8 protein-coding genes are annotated in these 14,951 nt (G+C 55.2%); 4 read left to right on the forward strand and 4 right to left on the reverse strand.

All coding sequences use genetic code 11. The annotated features are described in order from the left end of the window. Nucleotides 1-150 precede the first annotated feature (150 nt). Complete coding sequence (locus tag ACR0BA_RS16015; protein WP_480728921.1) at nt 151-999, forward strand: hypothetical protein; 849 nt, start codon at nt 151-153, stop codon at nt 997-999. After that, nucleotides 989-3,208, forward strand: a complete 2,220-nt coding sequence (locus tag ACR0BA_RS16020) for a UvrD-helicase domain-containing protein (RefSeq protein ID WP_480728923.1) — start codon at nt 989-991, stop codon at nt 3,206-3,208. The genes ACR0BA_RS16015 and ACR0BA_RS16020 overlap by 11 nt, the downstream gene beginning before the upstream one ends. Nucleotides 3,209-3,334: 126 nt before the next feature. Here the strand turns inward: ACR0BA_RS16020 and ACR0BA_RS16025 are convergent, their stop codons facing one another. From ACR0BA_RS16025 to ACR0BA_RS16040, 4 genes are all read right to left on the reverse strand, one after another. Further along, nucleotides 3,335-4,669: an HNH endonuclease gene (locus ACR0BA_RS16025; protein ID WP_480728925.1), complete on the reverse strand. Its 1,335-nt coding sequence runs from the start codon at nt 4,667-4,669 to the stop codon at nt 3,335-3,337. A gap of 292 nt (nt 4,670-4,961) precedes the next feature. Then, nucleotides 4,962-5,771: a hypothetical protein gene (locus tag ACR0BA_RS16030; RefSeq protein WP_480728927.1), complete on the reverse strand. Its 810-nt coding sequence runs from the start codon at nt 5,769-5,771 to the stop codon at nt 4,962-4,964. Nucleotides 5,772-5,862: 91 nt separating this feature from the next. Further along, the gene (locus ACR0BA_RS16035; RefSeq protein WP_480728929.1) at nt 5,863-9,165 is read right to left on the reverse strand and encodes a DEAD/DEAH box helicase family protein; all 3,303 of its coding nucleotides are present in this window, start codon (nt 9,163-9,165) and stop codon (nt 5,863-5,865) included. Between the two features lie 389 nt (nt 9,166-9,554). Then, nucleotides 9,555-10,346 carry a BrxR family transcriptional regulator gene (locus tag ACR0BA_RS16040; RefSeq protein ID WP_480728931.1) on the reverse strand — a complete coding sequence of 264 codons (792 nt, stop codon included), beginning with the start codon at nt 10,344-10,346 and terminating at the stop codon, nt 9,555-9,557. A 72-nt stretch (nt 10,347-10,418) separates the two neighbouring features. On the opposite strand from ACR0BA_RS16040, the gene ACR0BA_RS16045 reads away from it, so the two are divergent. After that, nucleotides 10,419-11,555: an exonuclease SbcCD subunit D gene (locus tag ACR0BA_RS16045; protein WP_480728933.1), complete on the forward strand. Its 1,137-nt coding sequence runs from the start codon at nt 10,419-10,421 to the stop codon at nt 11,553-11,555. Beyond that, the gene (locus ACR0BA_RS16050; protein WP_480728935.1) at nt 11,552-14,632 is read left to right on the forward strand and encodes an AAA family ATPase; all 3,081 of its coding nucleotides are present in this window, start codon (nt 11,552-11,554) and stop codon (nt 14,630-14,632) included. The genes ACR0BA_RS16045 and ACR0BA_RS16050 overlap by 4 nt, the downstream gene beginning before the upstream one ends. Nucleotides 14,633-14,951 lie beyond the last annotated feature (319 nt).

A 14,951-nucleotide genomic window follows, 5' to 3' on the forward strand; every position in this document is an offset into this window, starting at 1 on the left:
CAGAAGACCATCGAAACCCGGCGCTTGCTTCACCGCAAATCCGCCGCATAATCAAACTAACCAGATGAGCCAGACCCTCTCTTAGCTCAGGCTGCCAACTGGCCCAAAATCTCTGACGACGGACACAAGTGGAACTGAGAGATCAAGAACATGCCGGAGTACTTCAGCACAGTTGCTGACAACATTGAATTTCGACAAGGCGACATCATTAGGAGGTTCCGTGAACCGATAACCAGAAAAGACGCAGCCTGGGGTATGGTGGTTAATGCCGATTGCGATTTAGCAAACAAGAAGAATCAAGGCCATTTGTCATGGCTGGAAATCATCCCTGCACAAAAATACTGGGAAAACTTTTGGGCGCCACAACAATTGGAAAAATTAGCGGAAAAGCAAGCAAAGCAAATTTGTGAACAGGTCAACGCAATAATCAGAAAGCAGGAGATTCCAGTTGGATCTCTAGACTTCCGAAAATTAAAATCTTGGGCGGGTCGCCAAGAATCAAAGGAAATATTGAGCTCGCTTGGAGTGAAGAACAAGAAGTTAGAAGATAGCATTGAAGCATTTAGGTTATCAATACAGCAAATTTCAGGGAAGAATGCGCTTGATATCCTTGAGAAATGCCAAAAACTAATAGAACAGGACCCAACAAAGAATCTGACCGAGTTTCAGAAATTCATTGTGAAGCAAGAAGGCTTCCCTGACTTCTTTCTGGTCCCAAACCTGCCGGAGGGCGACTCTAAGGGCTACATTGTGCTCCTCAGGAGGGTGCACGGATCAAATGAAGCTTCAGTTTACAGGTCTGCAATGGAAGCTCGAATAAATGACGAACCTGGCGCCCTGCACCGGATTGGACGTTTCTCCGATGCAGTGAAGTTCCAGATAGTTCAAAAAATGGCATTCCTATTTTCAAGAATTGGCTCACCGAAAGAGTTCGAAAATGATTGCAAGCAGGTAATCGAGTGGACGATCGAGGAGCGGGAAAACACAAATGTCGGATAAATTTGAAACACTTACACTGAACGCTCAAGCTGTAAATCTTCTCAGCGCCGCATTTATCGAAGACGCATGGTTTGATTACTACGGAACGGCAGATTCAAAAGACTTGCGAAGAATTGAGTGTGGGAGGCATCTCTATATTTTAACAGACGATGCTGATATAGAAGATAATTTCACAACTATAAACTTGAAAATCTTCGAGGGGGAGAATCGGATTTTTGCCCCGGAGATATTCACTAGAATCCTGCGTGTTTCTTCCAGAGCAAACGATCGCAGCATATCGCTGCCCAAAAGCTGGCAGCCATTCCATGACGGCTCCATACTTTCGATCTATGCGTATGCTACCGCGAATCCAGGCGGAGCAAGACTTCATTTCAATCAAAATGCGAATGGCAACGGACACCTTTACGCGTTCAACATGACAGAAAACACTGTGAGTTTCGATTCACTTGATATGTGCAGTGCCGCGATGAATGGTGTTTTAGAGCATTTGGTTGACGCAGTCTTGACGGATCGTTCGGCTGCACCGGGGGAGGCTGTTGGTAACTTTGGAATTCTTTTGAGCGAACCCTTAGAAAACGTGTTTTTTTCACCGGGAAAGCTTGATGAGTGGTTAGAGACAAAACTTAATTCTGAGCAAATGCTGTTTGTTGAGAAGTCACACCTGGAGCCGGTTCGCCTTAGGGGCGCAGCTGGCACCGGAAAGACGCAAGCTATGGCGGTAAAGTGCCTTCGCGACCTTTTTGAAGATGCAGACAAAGGTGGTGATAAGTCCTTCGCATTTCTCACACATAGCGCGGCGCTAGCCCACGACGTGCTCAGAGCGATGCTACATGCCATGGATCCCAACGAGCGGTGGAATAAACTAACAACTTCCACTGGGTACCCCAAATTGTGGATCGGAACTCTCTATGAAATGGCAGAAAAGAGCCTGGGCTTCTCGAGTAAGGGTTTAGAGCCTCTCTCGTTAGATGGTCGAGAGGGGCGGTTCTTCCAGGAAGTTCTCATTAATGAAGCAGTACAAGAAGTACGGCATGACCCAGAGGCCAGGTTGAGAGTTATTCCGGCTAGTTCGACCTTTGGCCCAATCATCGACATCGATGAGCTCCCTGATGCAACGATCAAAGCAATCCAGAATGAATTCGCTTGCGTTCTTGACGCGGAGAACGTGCGCCTTGGTAACCCAGCGGGCGATAAGTATCTGAGCAGTGCCCGACAGTCTTGGCAGATGATTCTGCCGAGTAAGACTGATCGTGAACTAATGCTTTTAATCTACGAATCCTATAGAGCAAAGCTCCGCGACAATAGTGTTTTGAGCATGGACCAGCTGATTGCCGACTACGCTAGATATCTAGGCACTCACGAATGGGAGCAGCTGAAGGAAGAACGGGGATTTGACGTAATATTCGTAGATGAGTATCATTACTTTAATCGCCTTGAGACAATGACATTTCAGAACCTTTTCAAGCCAAGAGCGTGCCATAAGGGTCGCTGGCCAGTTTTCATGGCATACGATCTAAAGCAGAGTACGACAGATGGCAGCCTTGGTGGAGGTATTCAGCGTTTTAGAAACCCCGGTGTCGGTGAATCAGAAACGGTCGACCTTAACAAGGTATATCGGTCGACACCGGAAATTGGAGCGTTTCTGGCCGATTTGGATGCGTCATTCCCGACTTTGGACTTGGAGGGTGAGTATGAAACCTATAGAGGGGAATCTCAGAAGGCCTCAGGTGATACTCCCAGGTTGCTGAAGTATGAGACGAACATCGATCTCATCGATACGATCACTAGCTTGGCCCAGAAAGCTGCTAAGGAAGTCGAAGGAAAGGGTCGCGAAGTGGCCATCCTTTGCTGCAATGACGAGCTTTTTGATACATACCGAAAGGCTGGTCGGATCCGAGATAGAATAATAACAGTAGACTCGCGGGAGGATCTTAAGGAACTTCGATATTCCAAATCTAGGTGCGTTTTTAGTATGCCAGAGTATGTCGCGGGGCTTCAGTTTGAAATTGTCTTTCTTATTCATTCAGACAAGGCTGACCTACTTGAAGATAATCGTGACCTATATCAATGGAGACAGCATCTTTCTCGAGCGTATCTTGGTGCCACACGGGCAAAAAGTAAATTATTTGTTGCCTGCTCAAAGGAGCGTGGCGGCCCGAGTCCGGCAATTCTTCAACCGTTGCGGAACGGTTCACTTGTGGAGGGCTGATTACGTTTTTTGGCCGCAGGACTCTAGTCCTCTTTGACGAAACAATTCCAGAACTTTGCGGCCCAGGCCGCGAAGCCAGATCACGCACGATAAGGCTGTTACGCCATCGGCAAATACGGCTGCTATTCAGAATGTGGATTTCTTGAAACGAGCGTACTGGTACAATAAAGAAGCCGAAGCAAGTTTGTGATCAACGGTTTTGCCTGCAAGCTCCCTGTAGGCGGAAGACTTTAGGTCGGATGAAACCATTAGCATCCCCGATTTTGGATTTATTGCTATCATGCCTGCGTCAAACAACGCGTGGATATCTCGCCTGAGGATCAGGCTATTCTCCGGAACTTCGAATGCCGGGTTTCCGGTGTGGGGTATGACATGGGCAGCCTCTAGAACGGCAGAGACCTTGAAGCTGGTAACCACGCAACGGCCTGCGTGACGCTTCATTGCTTCCTCCCGGAATTTCTGCTGTTCAGGTCTAGCCTTGGCAGTCGTGGTCTTTCGCTCTTGTTCGGCTGCCAAAACGGCGTCACGATCTTCGGAAAGGGCACGATCCAAAGGTGACAAATGATCATGCTCAACTCGCGAAAATGCTTCAGTCTTTCTTGAACCGTAGGTCAAAATAACCTTGTCAATCTCTGCCTGCTCATCGGAGGTCATGACCCAAGACCGAGGGCTGCGATCTTCATGTATACGGTCAAGAATTGTTGACTGCCAACCTTCCTTGGCAATGAGCCTGAAGCCAAACGGATGCTTAAGTAGTGCAAGATCGCCAAGTTGAATATGTAGAGTACCGTCTCCTTCGCTGACACGCTTTGCCTTTGCGATGCCTGTCAGACCTAATCCGGATCCGAAAGCCTCATCTTCGTGAGCCCAAAGATAAAGCAGGTCACCGATACCGACTTTGGGGCCGGGCGATTTGTCACTCCGCGAGCTTGCTCTTGAGCTCTCCCAAGGCATTCTCAGGACCTTGTCATCCCAGTCTGCTAGTCTTTGCGGTCGCGAGACGCCTCCAGGACCGTGAAGCTTTCCGTTGAACTTCAGTAGAAATGCGTTGCGCCCACTATCGTTGTCGGGAACTGCGCGCCCCTTGAGCGATGCTTTCCAGATTTTTTGTCCTCCGGGAAGCCCATCTGAGACCGAACGTAGTTCTGGAACCTTGCTCCAATCATAGGCGAACACTTCGGCCTGGGCATCATCAATGTCCACGTCCCCAATGGCCTCGCGAATGTACCCCAGCGCATCGTAATCGGGGTAGCGCTGGCCCTTTCGAACAAGGATCGTCGTTAGAGGCGGCAGCTTCATGTCGTGCATGTAGTGAAGAACCGCATATAGGTTCTTGCCGAGTCCGCGTCCTGTTGGATGCGACCATCCGACTGCATCGGCCAACTCTTGATAGGTGGTTCGCAGCCCTTGCTTTGCTTTGGAAGCTAGGAAGCGAGCTATTGCAAACTGAAAATCGTCCATGACGCCTGCCTACTTGAGCGCTTTTGGGAAGAAGGATAGCGGTGATCATAGCGTTCTGCAAAGCGGGTGACAGACAGTAGATCCCAACTTTCCGAAAGGGTTGCCAGAGAGAGTGAACCGGGTAAGCGCGACCGGCCCACAGCTGCAAAAAGCCGTGGATGGAGCGGGGTGTCTCCTATCTGTCGCATCTATTTGAACTGTCTAAGCAGCCACTCCGTGCGACGGTTGGAAAAATCGAGCAGGTCAGCACTCACAAAGTAACCTCTGATTTTTAAGAAAAAATTCTCCAGAATCACAACGAATCTCCAAGAGCAATGGCTATGGCCCGGCGCGCTTCAAGTGCCTTCCGGCCCTGTGCTGTACCGGGTTCAGCGTCAATGAACTGGCGATGATAGCCACGAGCCGCACCAGAGGGATGAACGACGTGAACCCAAGCCACTCCCCCAGCCAAGTAGGCTACTTCTGGCGCTTGGGAATGAATCCTAAGGTCTTGGTAGAGATCACCAATCACTGTTCGGACACGCTCAATGTGGTCCGCTGAGTTCCCCAACAAAATCACAAGGCGGAGGCGGTCAGGCAGATCTGATAGAAACCGTTTCACGCAGTTGTTCGGGATGGCACTTGCTTCCTTTGCGCTGTAAGAACGGCCAACCAAGCTCGAAGAACTAGACCAGCCTTTTGGTTTTTCTGTCTTTTTATCGATCGACTTGTCCCAAGCCGCCAGTGTGCAGCGGATCAGTGAGCCCCAGTGCCAATCTGGCTCATCTGCTCGAAATAATGGATCAATGTTCTTTAAGTTATCAGCTAGGCCTACTGATCGTAGGATTGCGTGAAGTTCTATACGGCAATCTGAAAATGCTACTGCCTCGTATCCCTGCGCAGTCGTTGCCCTGGCCATATCGTCACTTTGCGTGAAGCCTTTTGTTTGACCCAGGACCATAATGAGAGGGTTGCTTGAACCCCATGCTCCAGGGTTATTTTCAAAGTGAAATTTGAGTTTCAGGCCTGTGCTGCTTTTATCTTCGAAGGTCCGGATCACCTTGTCGGTTTCAGGCCAGCAGAGTCGGCAGGATATTCGGCCGTGGCAAGGAATTGTCGTCATATTGAAATCCAAATATCCAGTTTCACAGCTTCGATTTGATGTCCAACAGACTGCTATGCAATACTTTTGAACTTTTTGAGTTTTTGTAGGGTCAGTGTTCGCCTGTTCCGCCTGAAAAGAACACAACTGAAACCCGGCGCCCAATCTCTGGCTCGTGACCCCTGGACACGAGCTCTGCGTCCTCGATCACCTTGGACATCTTTTCGTGGACTTCGTCAGCGCCCGGAAGATCGCTTTCGAGCTTCTCCAGGATTGCCTGGATCGCGATGTACCCGTTCGGCAGGTCCTCATAGGCGAAGCTGTCCCGCACCTCTTGCTTGGCTCGCTCCCAGTAAGGGTCGAGCAACCTGCTCCAAGACTCGCAGATCATTTCGATTGCAGGCAAGGATAGGTGCCCGAACATCCCTCGATCATCGGTTTCCACGTCCCCACGTCGGCTCATGAACTCAGCGCATGCCTTCATCAGGCTTTCGACGCGTGCCGGACGCAGGTCCCATTCTGTGAGCCGTCCAAGCTGGGCAGATACGGTTTCAAGCGCGTTAGCCAGATCTTCCTCGGTCGTTCTCGTCTGCTCCAAGCCGAGGCTCTTGGTCCTCTCGTATGCCGACTCAAGGGTCTTGGCACAGGCCAACTGACTCCGCGCCAACAGCAGGCCGGTCTGAGAGGGCCGCAGCAGCAGCAAACGCGGAGGGAAGAAGATGGTCGGTTTGTCGACGCCCTTCAGGTGCAGGGCGGTGAAACTCTCTCTGGCAGACAGAAGCGCCAATTCCGCGCCCCAAGTCCCTTCGATCCTGGCCTTGCTGATGAGGCCATAGCGCCCTGAAGAAATCTTCTCTTTGGTCCGAGCGAGAACGTCGTGGAAATTGTTGTCTCGCATCCGCCTGGTTGATCCGAGATAGCGCGTGACGCTCTCCAGGATCACCTCGGTGTCCTCGGAGCCAACCTCTTGCACGGCGTCAATCAGCTCTTCCCCTGCGAGTGTCCGATAGTTCTCGATGCGGTTGGTGACTTTCTCGTCTGATGCAAACTGACCAACGGGAACATCGACGAGGTGGTAGTTCACAATTCCGAACTGACTATCGATCCGGTCGATACGCCCCAATCCCTGGATTAGTTCTTTCAGGTACGACGTGACCCCGAGGAGAACAAGCGTGTCAGCGGACTGAAGGTTAATTCCTTCAGCCATCTTGTAGGTGAGGAAGACCGAGGCAGGCCCCTCCGGCGCATTCTTCCCACCAGGGCGGAAGTAGGACTCTACCGACTTGCCATGCGTGATCCGCTTGAAGCCATCCGGTCCGCTGCCAAAGATGGCCTTCACGGCCCTTTCATCGCCCTTGGTCTGACTGCCAACAACGAAGTTCGTGTGGTGACCGCGGCGGGAAAGCGCCTCAGCGAAGATTTCGAGCGTGTCCGTGCGCTCTGCAAGAAAGACAACCCGATCCTTCTGCTTCTGGATGCGCAGGCAAGCTTCATATCGCTTCGCATCCAATTCTTGCAGCGGCTGTGAAGCGAGCTTTTTGGCTAGGGCATCGCACTTTTCGGGGGCGGCTAACGCATCGATGCCAAGCAGCGCGAACATGTCGACTTGACCAGGGTGTGGCGCCCTCCGCTTGCTCTTGGACCCTTGTTCAAATTCCCGCAGCCACTTTCCGATGACTCCATGGGACATTTCCCAGGCTGCCTGCGCTGCGCTCACTCGGAGGATGTTCAGCAGGTTGCGGATATGGAGCTGATCCTGGGTACTCTGCTGCGCCTCAACGTGTCCAAAGCGGCTCTTCTCGACAGCCGTAACCCTACCGCCGGGCGCGAGTTCATTGCAGAGCGCAACGATTTCGTCGAAACGCGCCTTCTGAGGCTTCGTGAGCTTCAGCTTATTGGGCCGTCCGTGATTGGCCAGCTTCGGGTAGCTGTGTTTGGAGCGATCCTCGTCTTCGCCAATGCATCGACGCTGACGGCGTGCCAAGAAAGGCGAAATGAGCTCGGACAGTTCTGTGCGTGCCTGCCTCGAAAGAGCGGTCTCTGGCTCCGATAGAACAGCAAGGGGTGCCTTCTGGTCGAAGATATCGGGTGAGCTTTGCATCTCACGTTCAAACAACTCGCCCATGGCCTGGATGTAGTCCGGCGTCATGAAGATGGACGCGCGCTTCTCCTGCATATGTGCTAGCCAATCGACGTCGCGATTGCCCAGAAGGGTTGCGGACAAGCAGACGTTCCAGCTGGGTGGCGCGAGCTCGACCGCCGCGGCCATCTGGGATGCCTGTTCGAAGCCAGGCGTCACCGTATGGCTTTCGTCGATGATGAGCACGCCAAATTGATCGAGTCTCAGACCCGATTTCCTATCGTCGCCGGCCCCTCGCTGGCGCTTCTTTGACAGACTTGTGTTGGCTATGGCCTCTAGGGAGTTGGTCGAGTGCTTCACCCAGCTCGGGATGACCTTGGGTGGCGCTATCACCGCCGCGTTCTTCCCGGCGACGCCATGTACGGGGGAGCGAGGAATGACCCGTGAAAATGTCTCCGATAGAGCCTCGGCGAGATGGCATCCGATCTCGGTTTTCCCCGAGCCTGTAGGCGCCTCCACGAAGGCGATGCCGTGATCGTATGTGATCGAGCAGGCCTCGTAGGTCAGCTCCTGCTGATATTCGTAGAGCGTGTGGCCGGTGATCTCCTGGCGGCTTCCAGTCAGCCAGGGCTCGAAGCCCTTTTGCTCCGAGATCATCCGCGCCATGGCGTCTTCTGCCGTTGCAGGCTTTATCAGCCTATCGAGGATCTCGAGTGCTTCTTCGGTCCAGTCGGCCGAAACCTCCCAAATCTGTTCAGCCGCTCGGGCGCGCTCAAGCTGCAGCTCGTGAGAACCAGTATCGAGCCCATCCGCGTACTCAATGTTGCTGTAGAGGCCAGAGCGCGAAAAGTTCGCCGAGCCTGCCACCGCGCCCACCCGCGAACTCACGATCTTGGAGTGCATCCGACGATCGCCGCTGATCCCAAGGCGCGCCTGGGCCAGCACAGGGTCAAAGACACGAAGCTCAATCTTGCGTGTTTGGATCGCTCGCTTCGCCAGCACCGCCAGCAGATCGTCGTCATCCTCGACCTGCAGGCCGGACTTCTCCAGCCAATAGAGCTTCATCTCTTCGGTCACTGGCCTCGGCTTTGCCAACCGTCGAGCGTTCGCCGTATCGACACCGAACGATATCCGAATGCGGATGTCAGCTTCTGCGTCAGGGTCTTTGAGCTCCTTGACCTCTCTCATCAAGACGGCGAGCGACGATAGGAAGTCCTGATAGCCGGTCACTATGAGACAGTCGTCAGACGTGATGTGCGGTCGATAGAGGTCGATGACAGGGCGGTCGATATTGGTCCCGACCTTCGGCGCACCCGAAAGAACCGTCTCGGTCAACCCAGTGGCCTTGGGCTCTTCAATGGTCTGTGGCTTCGAGCGGAGCCAATTCGGAAGCGAAAACAATAGCTAATACCAACTATGGCGAGGTCTTCGGAGTATGAAGGGTACTTCCAGCCTGGAGCAATGAATCATTTTTCGGCCATTTGTCAGGCCTCTGAGTTGGTCGCACCTGGCCGCAAAATGGCCCGTGAGAGAGGGTGACCTGGGAGCGGCTGACCACTGCACGTGCGAATGGCCCGTGCTTGGGGTGGGGTGGCCAAGGATTACACGGTTTGCAGAGCCTGGCGCAGTCAGGAAGTTGTGCGGCCGGCGGTTATCAAAATGGAACCTACGCACATCGCAGCCTCTGAGGCCAAGCGGACGACTAATATGGACCGTACAAGCCATCACACGTCCACGTCTTCAATCGTTTCCAACTCAAGCCGGGCCTTTTCCTGATTCAGCCGCCACCGTCTGATGACATAGAATGCAAGCGCCTTCCGAGTTTCGATTATTATGTGCGTTCGGTCTTCAAAGCCGTACTCCAGCCGGACAGCCCGCGCCTGTGCATCGGATAGACTTGAACGCGGACGTATCCACATGCGCACAAATTTGTTCCAGTCCATGTCAACCGGTAGCGGAGACGCCCTGTACCGCGTTGCCGCCTCAGTTTGCTTAGTTATTCGTATCGGGAGATAATCGCGGTAGGTCTCGTGCTTATAGCTCCATGCGCGGAGATAAATTGCCTCTCCGTCGAAATGGAAACGCACCGGACTGATCCACTGCGGTCCGGAGAGACCGCTCGTCATCGAGGTGTAGGTAATCTGGATGTCTCGTTCGCCCTTCATGGCTCGGTAGAGTTGCGCGACGACGGTGGGTTCCATCACGCGATTAGGAAGAGGGATGCTCGCGCCCAGCGATGTCGTCTCTTGATCGAGCAATTCGAAAACTTGCTCCGGGCCAGCATCCGTCAACGGGTTATGGTCGCCGCTCGAAAAATAGGCCTTCTCAGCGGCATCATAGACTGGCGGCGTATCTGTCAGCGACAGATAGGTTCGAAAGTCTACCGCAGCCTGTGCCATCGAGATATCGAACCGTTCCATCAAGTCACGACGGTTCGCCTGACCTCTCCAGGTCAGGCATTGGTCGAGGAACAAAATTCGCTCACGTTGCGCGTGTTTGAGGGCTTCCAGAGTCATGTGCCAAGCAATACTTGACTCCCTGCTGGAAGTCCATACATTTACTATACGTATAGAAAGTGGATTGATCAAATGCGCATACTTCATACGGCGGACCTGCACCTGGGGCGGCAATTTATGGGGTTGAGCCTCGAGGAGGATCACGAGGCCGTCCTCGGTCAGATTCTTGAAACGCTGTTGGTCGAACGGGCCGATGTTCTTGTGATCGCAGGAGACGTTTTTGACCGTGCCTCTCCGCCCAATTCGTCAATCCGGCAGTTCAACCGCTTCCTCAAGCGCGTAGCGGAGGAGAGCGAGGCCGCCGTAGTAATGATCTCGGGTAACCACGATTCTGGCGATCGGATCGAGGCAATGTCTGTCTTTTCCACCGAATCGCGAGTGTTGGTGCGTGGGATCGCCGACGCGGTAGAAGCTCCGCTTGTGCTGCGTGACGAACATGGCGAGATCGCGTTTTCTGCACTGCCCTTTTCCTATGAGTACGCCGCGCGCGAGGTGTTCGGAGATGAGGGTATCAGCGCGCCAGCAGATGTCATCGCGGCCCAGATGGCCGCAGCGAGGGGTCAGGTGCCCGAAGGAGCGCGTTGGGTGGTTGTGGCCCATGCCTTCGTCGCGGGCGGCGCGGTCGGCGAGACAGAGCGCGCCCTAACGCGAGTCGGTGGCATCGAAACTGTTCCGTCTGATGTCTTCGACGGGGCGGATTACGTTGCACTTGGGCATTTGCATAAGCCGCAGGACGTGGGCGCGCGTCATATTCGATACTCCGGAGCACCTCTCGCGTTTGGTTTCGACGAGGCGGGAAGCGAAAAATCCATGACTGTTGTCGATCTGAAAGCTGGGGGGGCCGAGATTCGCACAGTACCGTTCCGTCCTAACCGCCAAGTGCGCTCCCTCACGGGGGCATTCTCGGATCTTTTAGCAGGAACGCCGTCTGAAGACTTCATCCAGGCCATCCTGACGGATGAGATCCCTCTGATCGATCCGATGAAGCGGTTGCGTGCGATCTACCCCAATGCCTGCCATCTGGCCTACGCCCGGCAGGCGCGCACGCCAGAGATTAATTCGTTTGACGCAGGGCGGGCCGCGACCACGCCGATCGAGATGGTCCACGACTTCATAAAGGTTGTGCGTGGCCGGGAGCCCAATGCCGAGGAAGTTGCGATCGTAGCGGACAAGCTCCACGCGGCAGCCTCCGGGGAGGAGCAGACATGAGACCCATTCGCCTATCGCTTCAAGCCTTCGGGCCGTTCGCGACCACTGAAATAGTGGATTTCCGCTCTGCGCTGGAAACGGGGCTGTTCGGGATCTACGGCCAGACAGGGGCTGGGAAGTCGACGTTGTTTTCGGCGATGTCTTTCGCGCTCTTCGGGGCACCAACCAGAACCGATCAGGAACCACGTTCCCTCCGTTCGGACCACGCAGCGCCCGATCTGCCCACCGAAGTCGAATTTGTCTTTGAGCTGGGTGCCAAGACCTACTTGATCCGTCGTCGTCCGGCGCAGGAACGTCCGAAGGCACGCGGTGAAGGGACGACCGAGGACGCGGCGGAAGCCTCACTATTCGACGTCACCGGGATTCCGGTGGACACACTTGGTCAGAGCCAGTCTGGCCGTGTCATTGCTGAAAAGAAGGTCTCACTAGTCGGGCAACATATCGAGGCGCTGTTGGGTTATGGTGCAGATCAGTTTCGACAGATCGTGCTCTTGCCGCAAGGCAAGTTCGAGACGTTCCTAGCCGCAAAGACCGATGCGCGGGTCGAGATTTTACGGGATCTCTTTGACGTGAAGATCTATCGCGATCTTGCAGCACGGCTGAAGGACGAAGCCTCGGAGGCAGAACGGGCGTTGCGCGACCAGCGTGCGCTCTATGTTGCCCGGCTTGAGGAACGCGGCTTCGAGAGCACCGAGGCACTGGAACTCGGAATTTCTGCGGCGGAAGCCAAAGTCGCGGAGAAGCAGGGAATTCAGCAGATCGCAGAGGCGGCGAACGAAGCCGCGCGCAAATCTCTGACCGAAGGCGAGCAGATCGAGAAGGCTTTTGCTGCCGTCGATACGGCGCGGCAGGCGCTTGACGATCTTGAAGCGAAGACGGGTGAGGTCGAAGCCCTGGCCAAGCGGGTTGAGGCAGTCAGCAATGCCTTGCAGGCCCGTGATCTTGAGACGGCTTGGCACAATGCGGAGCACGACCATCAACTTGCGGTGGATGCCGTTACCAACGCTGAAGCAGAGCTTAACTCCGCCAATGGAGTGAAGAAGCAAGCGGCGCAAAAACTAATCGATGCGCAGTCGGGCGAAGAGCGACGGCAGCAGGTTCAGGCCAACCTCACAAGGTTAGAGGCGATCGAGAACCAGGTCGGGCAGGCAGCGAAGCTACAGACAGCGTTTGATGAGGCAGCGATGGAAGAAGCTGCAGCTAAGAAGGCGCTGACCGAGGCTGTAGAGGCCCGTGAACGCCTCCAGTCTCGGCGCGATGCGACCGATCTGGCACTGGAACAGGCACGAAAAACCGAGGCGGCGCGCGGCAAACTGACCGGTGAACTAGCCGAGACAAACCGGGAACGGGTCAAGGCGGTGGCGCATGCAAAGGCGCAGAGAGCCGTCGCCGATGCCGAACGAAAGGTCGAAGAGGCATCGAGTGCTCTGGCGACAGAAACTGAAGCGGCACAAGCTGCAGAGGTGGCCCTGACTGAGGCCGAGGCACGGCTTTCGCGCACGCAGGCGATCATTCTAGCCGAAAAGTTGACCGAAGGGGCTCCCTGCCCCGTGTGTGGTTCCCACGAACATCCTACCCCGGCCCATGGCACGCCCGAGCAATCTGGTTTGACCGAAGCGTTTCGTACCGCACAGGCTCGGGCAAGAACCGCAGCCGAAGCGAGGGTTCGGGCGGAAAGCGAACTCGGCAATTGCCAAACGCGGCTCGACGAAAAGAAACGGGCGCTGGACGAACAGGAACGTCCTGAGCGGAAGTTGGCGGAACTCGAAGCTGAAATCGCTAGGCTGGAAGACACCATCGCTGCGCTTGGAGAGGCCATTGATGTTGAGGCAATGGCGGGGCGGCTTGCGGATTTGAAACGGAAAGTGACCGAGGCTGAGACTGCCGAGGCTAAGGCGCGCACAGCCGCAGGAAAGGCTGAGACGACACTAGCTGAGGCTCGCGCCAAGCGGGATACAGTGGTTGAGGCCTTGCCTGAAGGGCTGCGTACACCCGAGGCGGTTGTTGCACGGCGGGAGGCTTTGCAACGCGAGCAGAGTCAACTCTCCGAGGCACTGGAACTGGCAACGCAGGGTGATAGACAGGCGAGCGAAGCGCTAACCCGTGCGCAAGAGCAGCTCGAAGCCGCTAAGCGGGCACGTGATGCGCAGGCGCAGCGCGTGGAAAAGGCGCAAACTGATTTTGGCGCTCGGCTCGCCGAGGTCGGATTAGACAAAGCAGGATATGAGGCCTGCAAAGCCCATTTCTCGTCCCTCGACGCCGACCGGAAGACGGTTTCCGATCATCGTGAGGGCCTGATCGCGGCGCGCACGACTTGGCAGAACGCCAGGGCTGCCTGTGCGGATCGCGAGCGCCCGGACCTCGCCCCGATTCTGCTGGCACTCGAAAACGCTACCCAGGAATTGAACACCGCTAACGATGCGCTTTCCGCGGCAAGAACGGATGCATCGTCCCTTATCAAGTTCAAGGAATCGCTGGCTTTGGCCTTGGCCAAAACCGAGCAGCTTGAGTCCGAAACTGGGCCGCTCCGGGGACTAGCCGAGCTGGCCAACGGCAAGAACGACTTCAAGATGACACTCGAGACTTTCGCGATTGGTGCAATGTTCGACCGGGTTCTCGAGGCGGCGAATATGCGGCTCGACCCTATGACACGTGGTCGATACCGGCTGACGCGCGGGCTCGAGGCATCTGGCGGGCGCGGCAAGCGTGGGCTCGAAATCGAGGTCTTCGACATCAACACCGGCAAGGCGCGCCCGACGGCGACCCTTTCCGGGGGCGAGACCTTTATCGCGGCATTGGCTCTGGCGCTTGGGCTGGCGGACGTGGTCGAAAGCCTGTCGGGTAAGATCCGGATGGACACGATCTTTATCGATGAGGGCTTCGGCAGCCTCGATACCGAGAACGGGGCGGGCACGTTGGACCAGGTGATTCAGGTTCTTGCGGCGCTGACAGAAGGCAGCCGGGCGGTGGGTCTGATCTCCCATGTCGGGCTGGTGCAGGAGGCCATTCCGCAAGGTTTCTACGTGCGTTCTACGCCGAGCGGTAGCCGGGTCGAGGAAAGAAGGGGGTTGGGATGACGGAGGGGCGGCATTACCGCAAGACAAATTCGGGCCGTACGGCCTCTGTCCGCGGCGGGGTGCGCCCGATTAGTAGGGGATTAGTAGGGAATGTAGGTCAAACGTTCTCGGGCTAGGTCCGATGCTGTCCAAGAGCGCCAATCAAAATAGTGATTTAATCGTAATGAGTTATGCGGTTTTAGAGGGCTTGATCCGGTCACATCCAACACATGGACGGCAAAATTCGTAATGATGGGGTCGGGGGTTCGAGTCCCTTCAGCGGCACCATAGCTTCTCGGAACAGACTTCGGTGGTTTGCCGCCAGTTTTCCCGCTGCCGC

It is taken from the genome of Ruegeria sp. CI5 (assembly GCF_056536885.1).

Bases quoted from the DNA above. Each gene is read 5' to 3' on its own strand.
- ACR0BA_RS16020 (WP_480728923.1), top strand. From the start codon at position 989: ATGTCGGATAAATTTGAAACACTTACACTGAACGCTCAAGCTGTAAAT.
- ACR0BA_RS16030 (WP_480728927.1), bottom strand. From the start codon at position 5,771: ATGACGACAATTCCTTGCCACGGCCGAATATCCTGCCGACTCTGCTGG.
- ACR0BA_RS16025 (WP_480728925.1), bottom strand. From the start codon at position 4,669: ATGGACGATTTTCAGTTTGCAATAGCTCGCTTCCTAGCTTCCAAAGCA.
- ACR0BA_RS16045 (WP_480728933.1), top strand. From the start codon at position 10,419: ATGCGCATACTTCATACGGCGGACCTGCACCTGGGGCGGCAATTTATG.
- ACR0BA_RS16015 (WP_480728921.1), top strand. From the start codon at position 151: ATGCCGGAGTACTTCAGCACAGTTGCTGACAACATTGAATTTCGACAA.
- ACR0BA_RS16040 (WP_480728931.1), bottom strand. From the start codon at position 10,346: ATGACTCTGGAAGCCCTCAAACACGCGCAACGTGAGCGAATTTTGTTC.
- ACR0BA_RS16050 (WP_480728935.1), top strand. From the start codon at position 11,552: ATGAGACCCATTCGCCTATCGCTTCAAGCCTTCGGGCCGTTCGCGACC.